Origin of the sequence: Streptomyces sp. CB01881 (genome assembly GCF_002953255.1) — a bacterium.
In the GTDB taxonomy this organism is placed as follows: Bacteria; Actinomycetota; Actinomycetes; order Streptomycetales; family Streptomycetaceae; genus Kitasatospora.
Window position 1 is genome coordinate 1,890,725 of sequence record NZ_CP026498.1, and the last position, 16,062, is coordinate 1,906,786.

The 16,062-nt window shown below is 73.9% G+C and carries 16 protein-coding genes; 7 read left to right on the forward strand and 9 right to left on the reverse strand.

Translation table 11 applies throughout. The features are described from left to right. Nucleotides 1-30 precede the first annotated feature (30 nt). Nucleotides 31-309, reverse strand: coding sequence for a hypothetical protein (locus C2142_RS08270; RefSeq protein WP_162600483.1), 279 nt, complete (start codon nt 307-309; stop codon nt 31-33). A gap of 333 nt (nt 310-642) precedes the next feature. On the opposite strand from C2142_RS08270, the gene C2142_RS08275 reads away from it, so the two are divergent. Further along, nucleotides 643-1,329: a DUF1990 domain-containing protein gene (locus tag C2142_RS08275; protein ID WP_162002425.1), complete on the forward strand. Its 687-nt coding sequence runs from the start codon at nt 643-645 to the stop codon at nt 1,327-1,329. 4 nt (nt 1,330-1,333) lie between these two features. Here the strand turns inward: C2142_RS08275 and C2142_RS08280 are convergent, their stop codons facing one another. Together C2142_RS08280 and C2142_RS08285 are read right to left on the reverse strand one after the other, a co-directional pair. Continuing rightward, nucleotides 1,334-1,771: a YjbQ family protein gene (locus tag C2142_RS08280; protein ID WP_148641794.1), complete on the reverse strand. Its 438-nt coding sequence runs from the start codon at nt 1,769-1,771 to the stop codon at nt 1,334-1,336. 236 nt (nt 1,772-2,007) lie between these two features. Then, nucleotides 2,008-2,274, reverse strand: a complete 267-nt coding sequence (locus C2142_RS08285; protein WP_148641795.1) for a hypothetical protein — start codon at nt 2,272-2,274, stop codon at nt 2,008-2,010. A gap of 690 nt (nt 2,275-2,964) precedes the next feature. Here C2142_RS08285 and C2142_RS08290 point away from each other — a divergent pair. Beyond that, nucleotides 2,965-5,175: a bifunctional glycosyltransferase family 2 protein/CDP-glycerol:glycerophosphate glycerophosphotransferase gene (locus tag C2142_RS08290; protein ID WP_148641796.1), complete on the forward strand. Its 2,211-nt coding sequence runs from the start codon at nt 2,965-2,967 to the stop codon at nt 5,173-5,175. Between the two features lie 93 nt (nt 5,176-5,268). Here the strand turns inward: C2142_RS08290 and C2142_RS08295 are convergent, their stop codons facing one another. Then, nucleotides 5,269-5,481: an EF-hand domain-containing protein gene (locus C2142_RS08295; RefSeq protein ID WP_148641797.1), complete on the reverse strand. Its 213-nt coding sequence runs from the start codon at nt 5,479-5,481 to the stop codon at nt 5,269-5,271. Nucleotides 5,482-5,736: 255 nt separating this feature from the next. Here C2142_RS08295 and C2142_RS08300 point away from each other — a divergent pair, with 255 nt between their 5' ends. Next, nucleotides 5,737-6,405, forward strand: a complete 669-nt coding sequence (locus tag C2142_RS08300; protein ID WP_148641798.1) for a lysophospholipid acyltransferase family protein — start codon at nt 5,737-5,739, stop codon at nt 6,403-6,405. A 151-nt stretch (nt 6,406-6,556) separates the two neighbouring features. On the opposite strand, the gene C2142_RS08305 is transcribed toward C2142_RS08300, so the two are convergent. Next, nucleotides 6,557-8,377, reverse strand: a complete 1,821-nt coding sequence (locus C2142_RS08305) for an ABC transporter ATP-binding protein (protein WP_148641799.1) — start codon at nt 8,375-8,377, stop codon at nt 6,557-6,559. 309 nt (nt 8,378-8,686) lie between these two features. Then, entirely contained in the window at nt 8,687-9,460 is a 774-nt protein-coding gene (locus C2142_RS08310) for an SDR family oxidoreductase (RefSeq protein WP_148641800.1), read from the reverse strand. Nucleotides 9,461-9,553: 93 nt separating this feature from the next. On the opposite strand from C2142_RS08310, the gene C2142_RS41470 reads away from it, so the two are divergent. The 3 genes from C2142_RS41470 (at nt 9,554) to C2142_RS08315 (ending at nt 11,387) form a co-directional block, all read left to right on the forward strand. Further along, nucleotides 9,554-9,676, forward strand: a complete 123-nt coding sequence (locus C2142_RS41470; protein WP_277347244.1) for a hypothetical protein — start codon at nt 9,554-9,556, stop codon at nt 9,674-9,676. 44 nt (nt 9,677-9,720) lie between these two features. Then, on the forward strand, nt 9,721-10,353 hold the full coding sequence (locus C2142_RS39530; protein ID WP_241003354.1) for a hypothetical protein: 633 nt from the start codon (nt 9,721-9,723) through the stop codon (nt 10,351-10,353). A gap of 146 nt (nt 10,354-10,499) precedes the next feature. Continuing rightward, nucleotides 10,500-11,387: a serine hydrolase domain-containing protein gene (locus tag C2142_RS08315; protein ID WP_277347325.1), complete on the forward strand. Its 888-nt coding sequence runs from the start codon at nt 10,500-10,502 to the stop codon at nt 11,385-11,387. 40 nt (nt 11,388-11,427) lie between these two features. Here C2142_RS08315 and C2142_RS08320 read toward each other — a convergent pair whose 3' ends face one another. The 3 genes from C2142_RS08320 to C2142_RS08330 are packed head-to-tail and all read right to left on the reverse strand — an operon-like array spanning nt 11,428 to nt 14,836. Continuing rightward, nucleotides 11,428-12,321: an SDR family oxidoreductase gene (locus C2142_RS08320; RefSeq protein ID WP_148641802.1), complete on the reverse strand. Its 894-nt coding sequence runs from the start codon at nt 12,319-12,321 to the stop codon at nt 11,428-11,430. After that, the gene (locus C2142_RS08325; RefSeq protein WP_148641803.1) at nt 12,318-13,265 is read right to left on the reverse strand and encodes an alpha/beta hydrolase; all 948 of its coding nucleotides are present in this window, start codon (nt 13,263-13,265) and stop codon (nt 12,318-12,320) included. Before C2142_RS08325 ends, C2142_RS08320 begins: the two co-directional genes overlap by 4 nt. Further along, nucleotides 13,262-14,836 (reverse strand): NAD(P)/FAD-dependent oxidoreductase, encoded by a 1,575-nt coding sequence (locus C2142_RS08330; RefSeq protein ID WP_148641804.1) that lies wholly within the window; start codon nt 14,834-14,836, stop codon nt 13,262-13,264. Before C2142_RS08330 ends, C2142_RS08325 begins: the two co-directional genes overlap by 4 nt. A 192-nt stretch (nt 14,837-15,028) precedes the next feature. Here C2142_RS08330 and C2142_RS08335 point away from each other — a divergent pair, with 192 nt between their 5' ends. After that, nucleotides 15,029-15,820 carry a MerR family transcriptional regulator gene (locus C2142_RS08335; protein WP_241002448.1) on the forward strand — a complete coding sequence of 264 codons (792 nt, stop codon included), beginning with the start codon at nt 15,029-15,031 and terminating at the stop codon, nt 15,818-15,820. Nucleotides 15,821-16,062 lie beyond the last annotated feature (242 nt).

Sequence of the window (16,062 nt, forward strand, 5' to 3'; positions counted from 1 at the left end):
GGAGGACGGCCGACGGAAACGCCCGGGGGGTCAGCCGGAGCAGGCGATCCGCTGCGCCTGCTGCCAGGCGCAGACCGGGCAGAGCGTGGTGCCCGGGTGGTCGGCGGGCAGCTCGGTAGGCTCACCGCAGAGCACGCAGTCGGCGCGCGGCCCGGACAGCCCCGGGTCGTGCACCAATGCGGCCTGTGCCGCCTCGGCCGCGGCCGGCTCCAGGGCGCACACCAGGCCGTCCTCACCCGCCGCCGCCGAACCCACCGCCGCCGCGCCGCCCGCCGCCGCTTCCGCCGTCACCGCTGCCTCGCTGCTCATGCCGCCTTCCTACTCCGCTCCCCCGCCCGGTCGCAAGGACACCCGGTCGTAAGGACGCCCGGTCGCGACGGCAGCCGCTCGCGCCGGGCCCCGGCAACCACGGGGCCCGGCCATCACGGGACCCGGCGACCACGACTCCCACGCACAACGAGGCCCGGCCACGACGGCAGCCGCTCGCGAGGCCGCCCGGCCGCGGGGGAACCCCGCCCGCCAGGCCCCCGGCGGGACCGCGGCCACGGATCCGCACCGCACACACCCGCACCCGCACCCGCACCCGCACCCGCACCCGCACCCGCCACGATCCCGGTGGCCCGCCTCCCGTACGGTGGCCCCGTGCCCGCCGACCTCGCCCAGATCCTGGCCTCCGCCCGCGCCGCCTCGCCCAACTACCCCGAGGTGGGCGCCACCCTGGGGCCCCGGCTGCCGGCCGGGTACGCGCAGCTGCGGCGGCGCATCCACCTCGGTCACGGACGCGCCGTGCTGGAGCGGGCCGGGCGGTACGTACTCGGCTGGGGCTGCCAGCTCGGCACCGGATTCGCCGTCCACCCGTACGCCCCGGCCGAGGAGGGCGCAACCGTCCTGCTGCGGCTGAGCCCGCCCCGGCTGCGGTGGCCCCGCGTGGTGATCCCGTGCCGGGTGGTGTGGACGGTCGACGAGCCGGACCGGATCGGCTTCGCCTACGGCACGTTGCCCGGGCATCCGGAGTGCGGCGAGGAGGCGTTCCTGGTGAGCATGGACGCGGCGGGCGAGGTGTGGTTCGAGGTGACCGCGTTCGCCCGGCTCGCCGCCTGGTACGCGCGGCTCGGCCGTCCGGTTGCGGTGCTCTGCCAGTACCTGGCGATCGAGGGCTACCTCGCCGCGGTCGCCACCGCCGTCGCCGGGCCCGACGACCCGGCCGAACCGGTCCACGCCGCCGCCCCCACCGAACCCGTCCACCCCTCCGGGCCCACCGCCCCCACCGGCCTCACCGCCCCCGTCCGCCCGGCCGACGCCCCAGGCGGGGCCGCGGCGGCCGGGTAGCCCGTCACCCCAGGAAGGACAGCCGGACCGTCCGGTGCGGGTTGTCGCCGTTGGTGTCGACGAGGACGACCGACTGCCAGACCCCTAGGGCGAGTTGGCCGCCGATCACCGGCAGCGTGGCGTGCGGGGCGACCAGGCCCGGGACGACGTGGTCGCGCCCGTGGCCGGGGCTGCCGTGCCGGTGGCGCCAGCGGTCGTCGGCGGGGAGCAGCTCGCGCAGGGTCGTCAGGAGGTCCTCGTCACTGCCCGAACCGGTCTCCAGGACGGCGATGCCGGCCGTGGCATGCGGCACGAAGACGTTGAGCAGGCCGTCGCGCCCGGCGGCCCGGTCGTTGAGGAACTCGGCGCAGCGGTCGGTGATGTCGAGTGCGACCTCGCGGCTGCCCGTGGTGATCTCAAGGGTGGTGGTGTGGAAGGGGGTGGAGTGGGTGTTGTCCGCCATGGCGTCATCCTCACCCACACGAGGGGATGTGGCGGTCCGCCTCGCCGACTCTCCTTGCCAGGGAGGCAAAATCTCGTACGCTGACAGGTTCGGCGCATCCGCGAACCCGGACGCCCGCCCCTGCCCGTACCTCCGGCCCGTACGGACGGGCGCGCCCCGCGTCCGGACACGCCAAAGACCCGACGGTCCCTGAGGTCCGTCGGGCCGGATGCCGGTCGGCGCGGGGGGCAACCGCCCTAGCCGCGACTCCCGAACAGGCTCCGCCGCAGCCGGCGCAGCGGCGCCAGCAGCCTCACCCGCACGTGGCGGCGCGGGGCCGTGAGGGCGCTGGTGCCGCGTGGCGTCAGCTCCCTTATCAACCCGAGCGCCTCGGCGGTGTCCACCGCCGAGAGTGCGGGCGCGCCGAGCACAGCCAGGTGACGGTCGATCCGACGGCCGGTCGCGCCGACACCGCACTGGATCGCCGGCACACGAGGCCGAGTCCGCACTTGCATGTGTTCCATCAGTATTCCCACCCCTACGAGGCGCCAGGGCCGTGAGGCGAAGACTATCCGTGATAGACGGTCTTCGCGCAACCGTCCTGGTGTTCTGCCACCGTATCGTGCGGCGTCAACTGACGACGCACCAGGGGCCACCCGACCGGTCACGACTAGGCATCAATGGTGGTGCACGACCGGCCGTACGTCACCGGGTCCACGGAGGCACTGACCCGGCGCCCTGCCCGGCCGGCACGCGCCGGGCGCACAGGGTCACCGTCGGTCACCGTCCGCACTCCGTACCCGCCCGCGCCGCCGCACGGCTCTCCATGGCGACACCTCGACAAATCCCTAGGACAATCACTTCAGTAAGTGAACGCAATCGAGGGATTGACGCGGGCGAAACCTCCAAGCAATATCTTCTTCAACCACACAGTGCCGCTCCCTGGCCACCTGTGCGTTCGACTGGTGAACATCGATCGGCATCGATGATCAACGGTTGATGAAGATCTCCGGCTCCCCCGAGCCACTGCCCGGCCGCCTCGACGCTGCGGTGGCCAGGTTCGGGAGGTGCCCGGACCGGCGGCCGGCCGTAGAGGGTCGGCCAGGCCGCCACCAGGCTGCCGGTGCCGCCCCGCGAGGGGCCCGGCACCGGCGGTTCCGGGCCCCGGCCCCGAGCGGCCCCGACCCCGGTCGCGCTCGGTAGACTCGGCCAGCGTGCCAGTCCTCCTCAGCATCGTCCTCCCGGTCCACGGGGTGGAGCGCTACCTGCCCCGCTGCCTCGACTCGATCCTGGAAGCCACTCCCGCCGGGGAGTCCCGCTTCGAGGTGATCGCGGTCGACGACCTCTCCCCCGACCGCTGCGGCGCGATCCTGGACGAGTACGCGGCCCGCGACCCGCGGCTGCGCGTGCTGCACCTCACCGAGAACCAGGGCCTCGGCGGCGCCCGTACCGCGGCCCTGCCCGAGGTGCGCGGCGAGTACGTCTGGTTCGTCGACAGCGACGACTGGCTGCCCGAGGGCACCGTCCCCGCCCTCCTCGACGAGCTCGACCAGGAGCGCCGGCGCGAGACCCCGGCCGACGTGCTGCTCACCGACTTCACCCACGTCTACCCGGACGGGGGGACGGAGCCCAACCCCTGGCGCCACGTGATGGCCGGCTCCCCGCTGACCGACGGCGCCACCCTCGCCGAGCACCCGGCGCTGTTCCAGACCGTGATGTCGGTCTGGAACAAGGTGTTCCGCCGCGCGTTCCTGCTCGGCCTCGGCGTCTCCTTCGGGCGCGGCTACTACGAGGACATCTCGGTCACCTATCCCGCCCTGCTCGCGGCCGGGCGGCTGCGCTACCTCGACCGCCCCTGCTACTTCTACCGGCGCGGCCGGGCGGGCGCGATCACCTCCACCGCCTCCCCCAAGCACGCCGACGCCTTCGCCCAGTACGACGCGATCTTCGCCTTCCTGGACCGCCCCGACCGGCCCGGCCGCCCGGTGCCGGACTCGCTGCGCACCCTCGTCTTCGACCGCACCGTCAAGCAGGCGCTCACCGTCTACGACACCCCCGGGCTGGTCCCCGTGGAGCGGCGCAAGGAGTTCTTCCGCCGGATCTCCGAGCACTTCGCCCGCCACCGCCCCGACGGCTACCGCTTCCCCGGCGGCCTGCGCGGCGTGCAGTACCGGCTGGCGGCGCGCGGTGCCCGGGTCACGTACGCGGAGCTGCGCCGCACCGGACGGCTGCCGCGCGAGCTCAAGCGCGGGGCGCGCGCGGTCGCGCCGGCCGTGAAGAAGGGGGTCCGGAAGGGCGTGCGCAGCGGTGCGCGCTTCACCGCCTACAACGCGTTCCGCCGGCTGCCGCTGGACGAGTACCTGGCGGTCTACGCGGCCTACTGGCACCGGGGTTACGCGTGCAGCCCGGCGGCGATCTACGAGAAGGCGAAGGAGCTGGCCCCGGACGTGCGGGGCGTCTGGGTGGTGGAGAACGGCACCCAGGCGGCCACGCTGCCGGCCGGGGTCCCGTACGTGATCGTCAACACACCCGCGTACCTGAAGGCGATGGCGACGGCCAAGTACTTCGTCAACAACGTCAACTTCCCGCGGACCATGGCGAAGCGGCCGGGCACCGTGCACGTCCAGACGCAGCACGGCACGCCGCTGAAGGCGATGGGGATGGACCTCAAGGACCACCCCGTGGCGGCGGACGGGATGGACTTCGACCGCTTGCAGGAGGCCGTCGACCGCTGGGACTTCCTGGTCTCCTCCAACCCGCACACCAGCGAGCACTTCGCCCGGGCCTTCCCCGGCCGGTACGAGATGCTGGACTCCGGCTACCCGCGCAACGACCGGCTGGCCAACACCACTCCGGCCGAAACGGCCGCGATGCGCGAGCGGTTCGGCCTGGCCCCCGGCCGCACGGCGGTGCTGTACGCGCCGACGCACCGCGAGGCCAAGGGCGGGTACGTGCCGCTGCTGGACGTCCGCGAGCTGGCGCGGCGGCTCGGGCCGGGCTTCACGCTGCTGGTCCGCACCCACTACTTCCACACCGGCGGCCCGGGCGACCTGACGGCGGGCGCGGGGGCCGCGGAGATCGTGGACGTCTCGGCCCACCCGACCGTGGAGGACCTCTACCTGGCGGCGGACGTGCTGGTCACGGACTACTCGTCGATGATGTTCGACTACGCGGTGCTGGACCGGCCGGTGGTGATCTTCGCGCCGGACTGGGACGAGTACCGCGCGAACCGTGGCGTCTACTTCGACCTGTTCGAGCAGCCGCCGGGCGCGGTCACGGTGGACGCCGACGGGCTGGCGAAGGCGCTGCTGGCGGGCGACCCGGAGCCGGACGCGCGGGCGCGGTTCCGCGAGCGGTTCTGCCCGTGGGACGACGGCGGGGCGTCGGAGCGGGTGGTCCGCCGGGTGTTCCCGGTCCAGGACTGAGGCCTTCACCACCGGGCCGTTGCGCCGGGCCCGGAAAGGCGAAGGGCGGGGCCCCGGGAGTCCCGGTGCCCCGCCCGTGCGGCCTCGGCCGACTCAGCCCTGGCGCGCGGCCAGGAACTCGTCGAAGGTCAGCTCGCCGTCGTGGTTGGTGTCCATCTGCTTGATGATGGCCTCGGCCATCGAGATCGACGTGGTGAGGTCGCCGAGCTCACGCGCGACCTTGGCGTACTCGGCGGCGGTGATCCGGCCGTTGCCGTCCACGTCGAACTTGTCGAAGGCCGCGCGGATGGTGTCGACGTCTGCCATGGGTAGGCCCCTCCTGAGGGAACTGATGAACTGCTGATCCGCCGATCACGACGACCTGCTGATCTGTCTTTCTTTCCGACGGCGGTACCCTACCCGGCCGTGGCGAGCGCCACGGCCTCCGGGAGTGGACGGCCTCGGGGGTGGGTGTCGTAGTCTGCGGGTCTGATTCCCGGCCCGGCCGGGGACGGACCGACCGTCGGTAGTCGAATGTTCAAGCCCGGGCTCCTCCCGGGCGTGCTCGTCCTGGGAGGGACCATGCTCGATCTCGCCACCAAGCTGGTGCTGAAACCGCTCGCGCGGGGGATCTGGCGGCCCACCATCGAGGGCCTGGAGAACGTGCCGCGCAAGGGCGGCGTGATCCTGGCCAGCAACCACCTCTCCTTCATCGACAGCGTGGTCATCCCGATGACCGCCCCGCGCCGGGTGCACTTCCTGGCCAAGGCCGAGTACTTCACCGGCCCCGGGCTGAAGGGCGCGCTGTCCCGGGGCTTCTTCGAGGCGATCGGCGCGGTGCCGGTCGAGCGCGGCACCTACCGCTCGGCGCAGGCCTCGCTGGAGTCGGCGCTGGAGATCCTGGAGGACGGCAAGGCCTTCGGCATCTACCCGGAGGGCACCCGCTCGCTCGACGGCCGCCTCTACCGCGGCAAGACCGGCGTGGCCTGGCTGGCGCTCACCGCCGGTGTCCCGGTGGTGCCGGTGGCGCTGGAGGGACCGGAGCAGATCCTGCCGGTCGGCAAGCGCGTCCCCCGCATCCGCAAGGTGACGGTCCGCTTCGGCGAGCCCCTGCACTTCGACGAGCTGCACGGCCAGGCCCGTTCGCTCAAGGCCCGCCGCCAGGTCACCGACGAGGTGATGCGGGCGATCCAGGAGCTCTCCGGCCAGGAGATCGCGGAGACCTACAACGAGATCCCCAAGGCGGCCTGAGGCACCCGACGCCTGCCGGACCCGGGTGCCGGCAGCACGCGGGACCGACAGCACGCGGGACCGACGGCACGCCCCGTCGGCGACACGCGGGCCGACAGCACGGGAGCCGGCGCCGCCGGGGCGGGAGCACGCGCCCGACGGCACGCGGCCGCTACGCGTGCCCCAGCACCGCGGCCACCGGTGCCTCGCGGCGCAGCAGCGCGGCGTAGCGGCCGTCCGCCTCGACCAGTTGGTCGTGGGTGCCCAGCTCGGCCACCTCGCCGCGGTCCAGGACGACGATCTGGTCGGCGGCCCGGACGGTGGAGAGCCGGTGCGCGATGGTGATGGTGGTCCGGCCGGCCGCGAGGGTGTCGATGGCCTGCTGGACGGCGTGCTCGGTGCGGTTGTCCAGCGCGCTGGTGGCCTCGTCCAGGATCAGCACCGGCGGGTTGCGCAGAATGGTCCGGGCGAGCGCGAGGCGCTGCTTCTCCCCTCCCGAGAAGCGGTAGCCGCGCTCGCCGACCAGGGTGTCGTAGCCGTCGGGCAGGCCGGCGATGGTGTCGTGGATCTGTGCGGCCCCGGCGGCGGCGACCAGTTCGGCGTCGGTGGCGTCCGGCTTGGCGAAGCGCAGGTTGTCGGCGACCGAGGCGTGGAAGAGGTACGTCTCCTGGGAGACCACGCCGACCGCGCGGGACAGCGTGTCGAAGGAGAGGTCGCGGACGTCCACGCCGTCGATGGTGACCCGGCCGCCGGTCACGTCGTAGAGGCGCGGGACGAGGTAGCTGAGGGTGGTCTTGCCGGAGCCCGTCTCGCCGACCACGGCGAGTGAGCTGCCGGCCGGCACCTTGAGCTCGACCCCGGAGAGCGTCGGCCGTTCCTGTTCCGGGTCGTAGCGGAAGTCGACGCCCTCGAACCGGACCTCGCCGCGGAGCCCCTCCAGCTCCACGGGCTGCCCGGGCTCGGCGATCTCCACCGGGAGGTCGAGGTACTCGAAGATGCGGTGGAACAGCGCCAGTGAGGTCTGCACCTGCACGCCGGTGGAGAGCAGGCTGACGGTCGGGCGGAAGAGCCCCTGCTGGAGCGAGACGAAGGCGACCAGGGTGCCGACGGAGACGATCGGCGCGCCGTCGGCCGCGGCCAGGCCGGCCGCCCAGTAGATCACCGCCGGCATCGCGGCCATCACGATCTGGATGGTGTTCATCCGCCAGCGCCCCGCCATGCTGGCGCGCACCTCCAGCTCGGCCAGCTCGTCGGACTGCCCGGTGAACTCCTTGGCCAGCGAGTCGGAACGGCCCATCGTGCGGCCGAGCAGGATGCCGCTGACCGACAGCGACTCCTGCACTGCCGAGCTCATCGCGGCGAGCTGCTTCTGCCGCTCGGCGGTGATCTTCTTGCGCTCGTTGCCGACCCGCCGGCTGATCCAGACGAACAGCGGCAGGAGCAGCAGCGAGACCACGGTGAGCCGCCAGTCCAGCGCCACCATGGCGACCACGGAGGCGATCACGCTGGTGAAGTTGGAGACCAGCGAGGTGGCGGTGGAGGTCACGGTGGACTGCATGCCGCCGATGTCGTTGGCGATCCGGGACTGCACCTCGCCGGTGCGGGTCCGGGTGAAGAAGGCCAGCGACATCCGCTGGAGGTGTCCGTAGACGGCGGTGCGCAGGTCGTGCATGACGCGCTGGCCGACGGTGGTGGAGATCAGCGTCTGGAGGACGTTGAAGATGCTGTTGACCACGGCGGCGGCGATCATGCCGAGCGCGAGCAGGCTCAGCAGGCCGGTGCGGCCCTGCGGGATGGCGGTGTCCAGAACGGCCCTGAGCAGGAACGGCGATATCACCGAGACCACGGCGGAGGCCGCCACCAGCAGGCCGACCACGACGAGCCGGCCCGTGTACGGGCGGAACAGCGTGAGGATGCGGCGCCACTGGGCCGGGGGTCGCGGTTCGTCCGCGGCCCGGTCGGGCGGGGTCCATCGGATGCCATCGGGCCTCAAGGGCGGTCCTCCCTGGATCGGACGCGCGAACGCGCGGCGGGCACGACGCCGCACGGGCGCGCGGCGGGCACGGCGGGCATGGCGGTCGGGCGGCCGCCAGCATAGCGAGAATAGCTCATAGTTAGCGAAGCTAATAGTGAGGCTCGCTCTATTCCCGGGCGGAGTCCCGGGTCCGCCACCCCCGGGCCACCGCGCCCCCGACCCTCCGCCCCGACCCCGACCGGCCCCACCCCGGCCCCCGCGGCCCCCATGGCCCCCGTGACCGACATGGCCGCCGCGCGCCCGCCCGCCCCCGGGCCCCGCGGCCCGCTAGTTGGTCCGGTAGGTGCGCGCCGCCTTCGAGGACAGCCCGCCGAGCCTGCCGGACGGCAGCAGCCGGGCGATCGCGACCGCGATCTTGTAACGCTTGCCCGGGACGGACAACGAGCGGCCGCGGGCCAGGTCGCGCATCGCCTCGTCGACCACCCGCTCGGCGGACAGCCAGCCCCAGGACGGGATGTTGCCCGTTCCCATGCCGGCCCGCTGGTGGAACTCGGTCCGGGTGAAGCCCGGGCAGAGCGCCATCAGCCGCACCCCGGCACCGCCGAGGTCGCGCTGCACGCCCTGGGTGAAGCTCACCACCCACGCCTTGCTCGCGCCGTACGTGCCGCGCGGAAGGAAGGCCGCCACCGAGGCCACGTTGACGATCGCGCCGCGGTGCCGCTCGCGCATACCCGGCAGGGCGGCGGTGGTGAGCCTGAGGATCGCCTCCACGTGCACCTTCAGCATGTCCAGCTCGTCCTGGAGCGGGACGGTCAGGAAGGCGCCCTTGTTGCCGAAGCCGGCGTTGTTCACCAGCAGGTCCACCGGGCGGGCGCCGTCGGCCAGCCGGGCCTCCACGGCGGCGATGCCGTCCTCGGTGGCGAGGTCGGCGGTCAGCACCTCGGCGTCGACGCCGTACTTCGCTTGCAGGTCGGCGGCGGAACGCTCCAGCCGCTCGGTGTCGCGGGCCACCAGGACGAGCTGGTAGCCGCTCCGGGCGAGCCGGCGGGCGAACGCGGCTCCGATGCCGGCGGTCGCGCCGGTGATCAAGGCAGTGGTCATGCCCCTGACCGTACCGACTACGCCCGGCGACGGGTACCGCAATCCGCAACGCGCCCCGGTCCGGCCGGCCGGGCCGAGGCCGACGCGCTCGGCATGCTGATGACGGAGGACGAGGCGGCCGTCAGCGACGCGCCCACGTACTGCCCCGAAGCCGCCGGCGTGCTGCTCGCCCTCCTGCTGCTGTCGCCGAAGCAGCCCGAGGAGAAGACCCGGTAGGCCACCGGACGCACCGGTCTCCAGAACAGGAGAAGTCATTCCTCATGCCGTTCGCCGACACCTCCCTCCGTGACGAGTACGCCGCGGCCGTCGAGCGAGTGGCGGGCCTGGTCCTCGACGCCCTCCGGGGCGGCGGGGGCCCGGCCGCGCCCGCCCGGCCCGACGGCGCCGCACCGCCCTCCGGTGCGGCCCTTCCCGGTGGACCGGGGCCGACCGGGGAACCGGCCCTGACCGGCGATCCCCGGGACCCGGCCCTGACCGGTGAACCCCAAGACCCGGCCCTGACCGGTGAACCCTCGCCGACCAGAGCGGAGTTGGCGGCCATCCGGATCCTCGGGCTGGACGCCTTCGCCCCCGGGCTGCTCGACGGCCTGACCCCGGACGCGACGACCGCCCTGGTGGTGGCGCAGGCCCTCGACATGTTCCCCTCCAGCGGCACCACCGCCACCGCCGCTGCCACCGGCACCGGCACCCGGCCGGAGGCCGCGTTCGTCACCGCCTGGCGCGACCGGGCCACCGCCCAGTGGGCGGACAGCCTGGTGCCGCGCGACACCGACCCGATCACCGAAGACCCCGAGCAGTTGCTCACCGACCACGGCCACACCGCCGTCGTCACGGTGGTGGCCGCCGCCGCCGCCCTCGCCCGTGCACTCGGCGGCGCGTCCGTGGCGGCCTAGGTGGAACGGCAGCCCGGCGAGGCGGAGTTGGACGGGATCGTCCGCGCCGCCGCGCCGTACGCGACCGCCGTCACCCTGGCGGTGGCGGCCGGCGACCGGCAGGCCGTCCACTGCCACGGGCGGCTCGGCCGGGACACCGCCGCGCCCTGCACTCCGGAGACCGTCTTTCGAACTCGGCTCCGTCACCAAGACGTTCACCGCCCTGCTGCTCGCGACCATGGCCGCGCGCGGCGAACTCGCGCTGGACGACCCGGTGGAGCGCCACCTCCCCCGCCACTGGCGGCCCGCCGCCGTCCGCTCCGGCGCGCCGATCCGGCTGCTGCACCTGGCCACCCACACCTCGGGGCTCCCCCGACTGCCGCCCGGGTTGCGGGCCGGCGCCCCCCGCCTTCTTCAGCAACCCCTACGCCGCCTTCGGGGACGAGCAGTTGAGGTCAGGGCTGACCAGAACCACCGTTCACCACAGGCCCGGCAGCTACTTCGCCTACTCCAACTACGGCGTCGGGCTGCTCGGCCGGCTGCTCGCCGAAACCGGCAACGGCACGTACGCCGAGTTGCTCGCCGACCGCGTCTGCCGCCCGCTCGGGCTGCGCTCCGCCACCACCGGCCGCGACACTCCGGGCCGGGCCACCGGCCACCGCCGTGGCCGCCCGCTGCCGCCCTGGCACATCCCCGGCCTGCCGGGCGCCGGCGCCGTCCGGGCGGGCGGCGCCGACCTGCTGCATTATCTCCGGGCCCACCTCTCGCCGGGCGGGGGCGAGTTGGGCGCCGCCCTGCGCGACGTCCAGCGGCCCCGGCTGCGCCTGCTCCGCTCGGCCGACCAGCTGGCCCTGGTCTGGAACCACCGCCGGCTCGACGGCCGCGACCTCCTCTTCCACTCCGGCGCCACCCGCGGCTTCACCGCCTTCGTCGGCTTCTGCCCCCAGTCCGCCACGGCCGTCGCGGCCCTCGCCAACTGTGGCCCCGCCCTGGACGGCCGGTTCGTCCAGGGCGGGTACGAGGTGCTGAAGAGGCTCTCGCACGGCCGGGGTTGACGGCCGACGGACCGGGCCGGACCGGTTCAGGGGCGGCCGCTCACCGCTTCGCCGAACGGGCGGCGCTGTCGGCCGCTCCGCCGGCGCCGACGGGGCGCAGGCGGCTGGCGGCGGTGGCCGCCAGCTGCGGGGCGAGCCTGGCGACGTCGCGGGAGCCGACTGCGGCAATCAGCAGGGGCAGGATCGCGCGGACCGGCTGCATGCCGCGCAGCCAGGCCTGGGCGTAGACGTGGGCGGAGCGGCGGGCGATGCCGGCGACCAGTCGGTCCACGGCCGGGCCGAGCGGGTAGGTCTTGTTGGCGGGCCAGGGCAGCCGGGAGCGCATCTGCTTGAGCACGGCGTCCTGGTCGGCGCCGCGCACCATGTCGGTGTCGGTCCAGCTCAGGTAGCCGACACCGACCTTGACGCCCTGATGGGCGACCTCGGCGCGGATCGAGTGCGCGAAGGCCTCGACGCCGGACTTGCTCGCGCAGTACGCGCTCATCAGCGGGGCGGGGGTGAGCGCGGCCAGCGAGGCGATCTGGAGGAGGTAGCCGCGGCTCTCGGCGAGGGCCGGGAGGAAGGCGCGGGCGGTGGCGACGCTGCCGAGCAGGTTGACCTCGATCACCCGGCTGAACGCCTTGTGGTCGCTGTCCAGCAGCGGGCCGCCGATGGCGATGCCCGCGTTGGCGACGACGGCGTCGATCCGGCCGTAGTGCTCCTTGATCAGCCGGGCGGTCTCGGTGAGCGCCTCGACGTCGGTGACGTCGGCCTCCCAGGCGGTGGCGGACGGGCCGCAGAGCGCGGCGACGGCCTTGAGCTCGGCCGGCTCCAGGCCGAGCAGCGCGACCTTGGCGCCCTGGGCGGTGAGCTTGCGGGCGAGGGCGGCGCCGACGCCGCGCGCGGCACCCGTGACGACGACGACCTGAGCGGACAGCGGCGGGACGGCACTCATGCGGTCAGGCTCCTCTGCTGGCTGGGGAGTCGGGTCGCCGCCAGGTGGGCGGCGGCCATCCGGTCGATCTCGGCGGCGACCTCGACGGGCCGCTCCAGTGGTGCCATGTGGCCGACACCGGGCAGCAGGAGCAGGCCCTGCGGGTCGGACAGCGCGGCGACCATCCGGTGGGAGTGCACCGGCGGGGTCATGCGGTCGTCGGTGCCGACCACGACGGCGGTCGGCGCGGCGAGCTCCGCCAGCCCGGCCCGGACGTCGAGCACGTCCAGCACGCCCGCCCACGAGGCCCGGACCGCGGTCGGGCAGGCGTGCACGATCCGGGCCGCCGCCTCGACCTGGTCGGCGGGCGAACCCGGGCCCATCGTCGCGTACTTGAGCGCGGCACGGCTGACCGGTCCGACCGGGCCCAGCGGCAGGCGGGAGCGGAGCAGCCGGCGGTGCAGGAGACGGCGCAGCCGCGGGGCGCGGACCGCGTCGGGCAGCACTCGCAGTTCGGCGACCAGGTCGGACGGGCCGGTGGAGACCAGCACCGCGGCGGCGGTCCGCCCGGCGACCTCGGGACGCCCGCCGGCGGCCATGATCGTCATGCCGCCCATGCTGTGGCCGGCGAGGACGGCGCGCTCCCCCTCGGGGACCGTCCGGGTGAGCACCGCGGAGAGGTCCTCGGCGAGCGCGCGGGTGGAGTAGCGCAGCCGGCCGGGCGGGAGCTCGCTGCGGCCGTGGCCGCGCTGGTCGTACGCCACCACCCGGTAGCGGCCGGCGAGCCGCCGGATCACCGGTGCCCAGAAGGCCGTCGAGCAGGTCCAGCCGTGGGCGAGCAGGACGGTCGGGGCGGCCGGCCGCCCGTGGATCTCGACGTGCAGGCGGATGCCGTCGGCTGAGAGGACGTCCAATTCCTCGGCGGGGGTGGGCGGTACGTGGTCGGTGGGGATCGCGGGCCTCACGCCAGGGCCTCCTCGGCCTCGGCCGGCCGGGGCGCCGGCGTGGTGCGCATGATCAGCTCGTACTCGCCGAGGTCGACCTTGCGGGTGGCGCGGCGGAAGGCGGTGGTCGAGCCGGGCCAGAGCACGGTGTTCCGCCCGCTCGGGTCGAGGTACCAGCTGCGGCAGCCGCCGGTGGTCCAGACGGTGCGGTCCATCCGGTGCTGGAGTTCGAGGTTCCAGTGCCGCTGGGCCCGTTCGGTGGGCTGCATCGCGGTGGCGCCGATCGAGCCGAGCGTGGTGAGCGCGTCGACCAGGTAGTTCAGCTGGGACTCGATCATCAGGATCATCGAGCTGTTGCCGAGACCGGTGTTGGGGCCGATGACGAAGAAGAGGTTGGGGAATCCGCGGACGGTGGAGCCGCGCAGCGCCTCCATGCCGTCCTTCCAGTGCTCCGCCAGGCTCGTGCCGTCGACGCCGAACACCCGGGCGCCGATGGGCATGTCGGTGACGTGGAAGCCGGTGCCGAAGACGATCGCGTCCACCTCGTGCTCGCTGCCGTCGGCCGCGACCAGGGTGGAGCCGCGCACCTCGCGCAGGCCGGAGGCCACCACTTCGGTGTTGGCGGCGGCGAGCGCCGGGTAGTACGTGTTGCTGAGCAGGATGCGCTTGCAGCCGATCCGGTAGTCCGGGGTGAGCTTGGCGCGCAGCGCCGGGTCGGCGACGCCCTGGGCGATGTGCCGTTCGGCGAGCTGCTGGACGATCTTCAGCAGGCCGGGGCGGCGGACGAAGGCGTCCACCTGGAGCTCGCGGAGGGCGAACAGGGCGCCGCGGCGGAGCTTGGCGGTGACGGGCAGCCGGCCGTGCAGCCACTTCTCGATCTCGGTGATCTCGCGGTCGCGGCGGGGCAGCACCCAGGCCGGCGTGCGCTGGAACACCGTCAGCTTGCCGGCCTTCGGCTGGATCGAGGGGATGATCTGGGCGGCGGAGGCGCCGGTGCCGACCATCGCGATCCGCCGGCCGGCGAGGTCGTAGTCGTGGTCCCAGCGGGAGGAGTGGAACACCTTTCCGGGGAAGGCGTCCAGGCCCGGCAGGTCCGGGATCTGCGGGTCGGCGAGCGGCCCGGCGGCCGAGACCACGGCGTCGGCGGTCCACTCGCCGGCCGTGGTGGTGACCCGCCAGCGGGTGTGCTCCGCCTCCCAGCGCGCCTCGGTGACCTCGGTGTCGAAGCGCAGGTGCGGACGGAGGCCGAAGACGTCGGCGACCTTCTCCAGGTAGGCGCGGATGTCGGGCTGGCCGGAGAAGCTGCGCGGCCAGTCGGGGTTGGGCGCGAAGGAGAAGGAGTACAGGTGGGAGGGGACGTCACAGGCGCAGCCGGGGTAGCTGTTGTCCCGCCAGGTGCCGCCGACCGAGTCGGCGCGCTCCAGGATCACGAAGTCGGTGATGCCGGCCCGGCGCAGCCGGACGCCGGCGCCGAGGCCGCCGAAGCCGGAGCCGATGACCGCCACCCGGACGTGCGGGACGGGCCGGGCGGCCTCGGCCCGGGAGTCCCGGCCGGGCGCGCCGGGGCTGGGGCGCTTGCTCGTGGATGCCATTCGGCGTCCTCCTGAGGGTGGGGGCCTGAGGTGCGCACTTGCTGCGACGTGCCGCCTTCATGGTGCCGTGACACCGTCGCCATAACCATGCCAGCAATCACTGGCACGATTGGCAGATTAGCTCGCGCCGACAGCGGAGGGAAGGAGTCCGGCCGCCCCGCTTCCACGATCGGCGGTCCTATGCTGAGCGCCGTGGACAGGGTCAGAGCAGCTGCGGGCGACGGGAAGCGCGAGTACCGGGTGGAGGAGCTGGCCGAGGCGGCCGGCATCACCACCCGCACCCTGCGCTTCTACCGCGAGCGCAAACTGCTCCAGCCGCCGCGCAAGGAGGGCCGGATCGCCTGGTACGGCGAGGCGCACCTGGCCCGCCTCCGGGTGATCGCCGAACTGCTGGAGCGCGGCCACACGCTGGGCGGCATCGCCGAGCTGATCGGCGCCGGCGAGAGCGGCCGGGACGTCGCCGAGCTGATCGGGCTGGAGGCCGCGATCATCGCGCCGTGGTCCGACGAGACGCCGGTCCACGTGGACTGGGCCGAACTGCGGGCCACCTTCGGCGACCAGCTCACCGAGGAGACCACGGCCGAGTCGATCGCCCAGGGCTACGTCACGCCGGACGAGGACGGGATCACCCACGTCAGCCGCCGGCTGATGGACGCGACCACGGCACTGGTCGCCGAGGGCGTGCCGCTCGCGGCCGTCCTGGAGGCGAGCCGGCGCACCCAGGAGCACGTGGACGCGATCGCGGAGATCTTCACCGCGCTGGTCCGCGACCGGATCCTCGGCGCGCTCGCCGCCGACGCCCCGCTGCCGCCCGGCGAGGCGGCCCGCCTGACCGAGCAGATCCTGCGGGTGCGCCCGCTCGCCCGAACCGTCACGGACGCCCAGTTCGCGCTGGCGATGGACCGGCGGGTGCACGCCGAGTACGACGAACTGCTGCGGCAGCGGCTGGAGCAGCGGGAGGACGGGGACACGGCGGAGGGCTGACACCCTCGGCGTCACCCCGGTCGGCGCCACCGTCGTCACCGAGGGCGCGCCCACCCGGCTCTACCTGAACGACACCTTCGCCGGCTCGGTCTTCAAGGACCTCGACCAGATCCGCAGGAACCTCGTCGGTTGAGACGAGCCTTCGGCGGCGGGCCACCGGCCCCGTTGGCCGGTCCTCCAAGCCGGTCGATCACCTTGCCCCGAATGCGCTGGGTGATCGTACGGTTACCCGGGGAATCGTC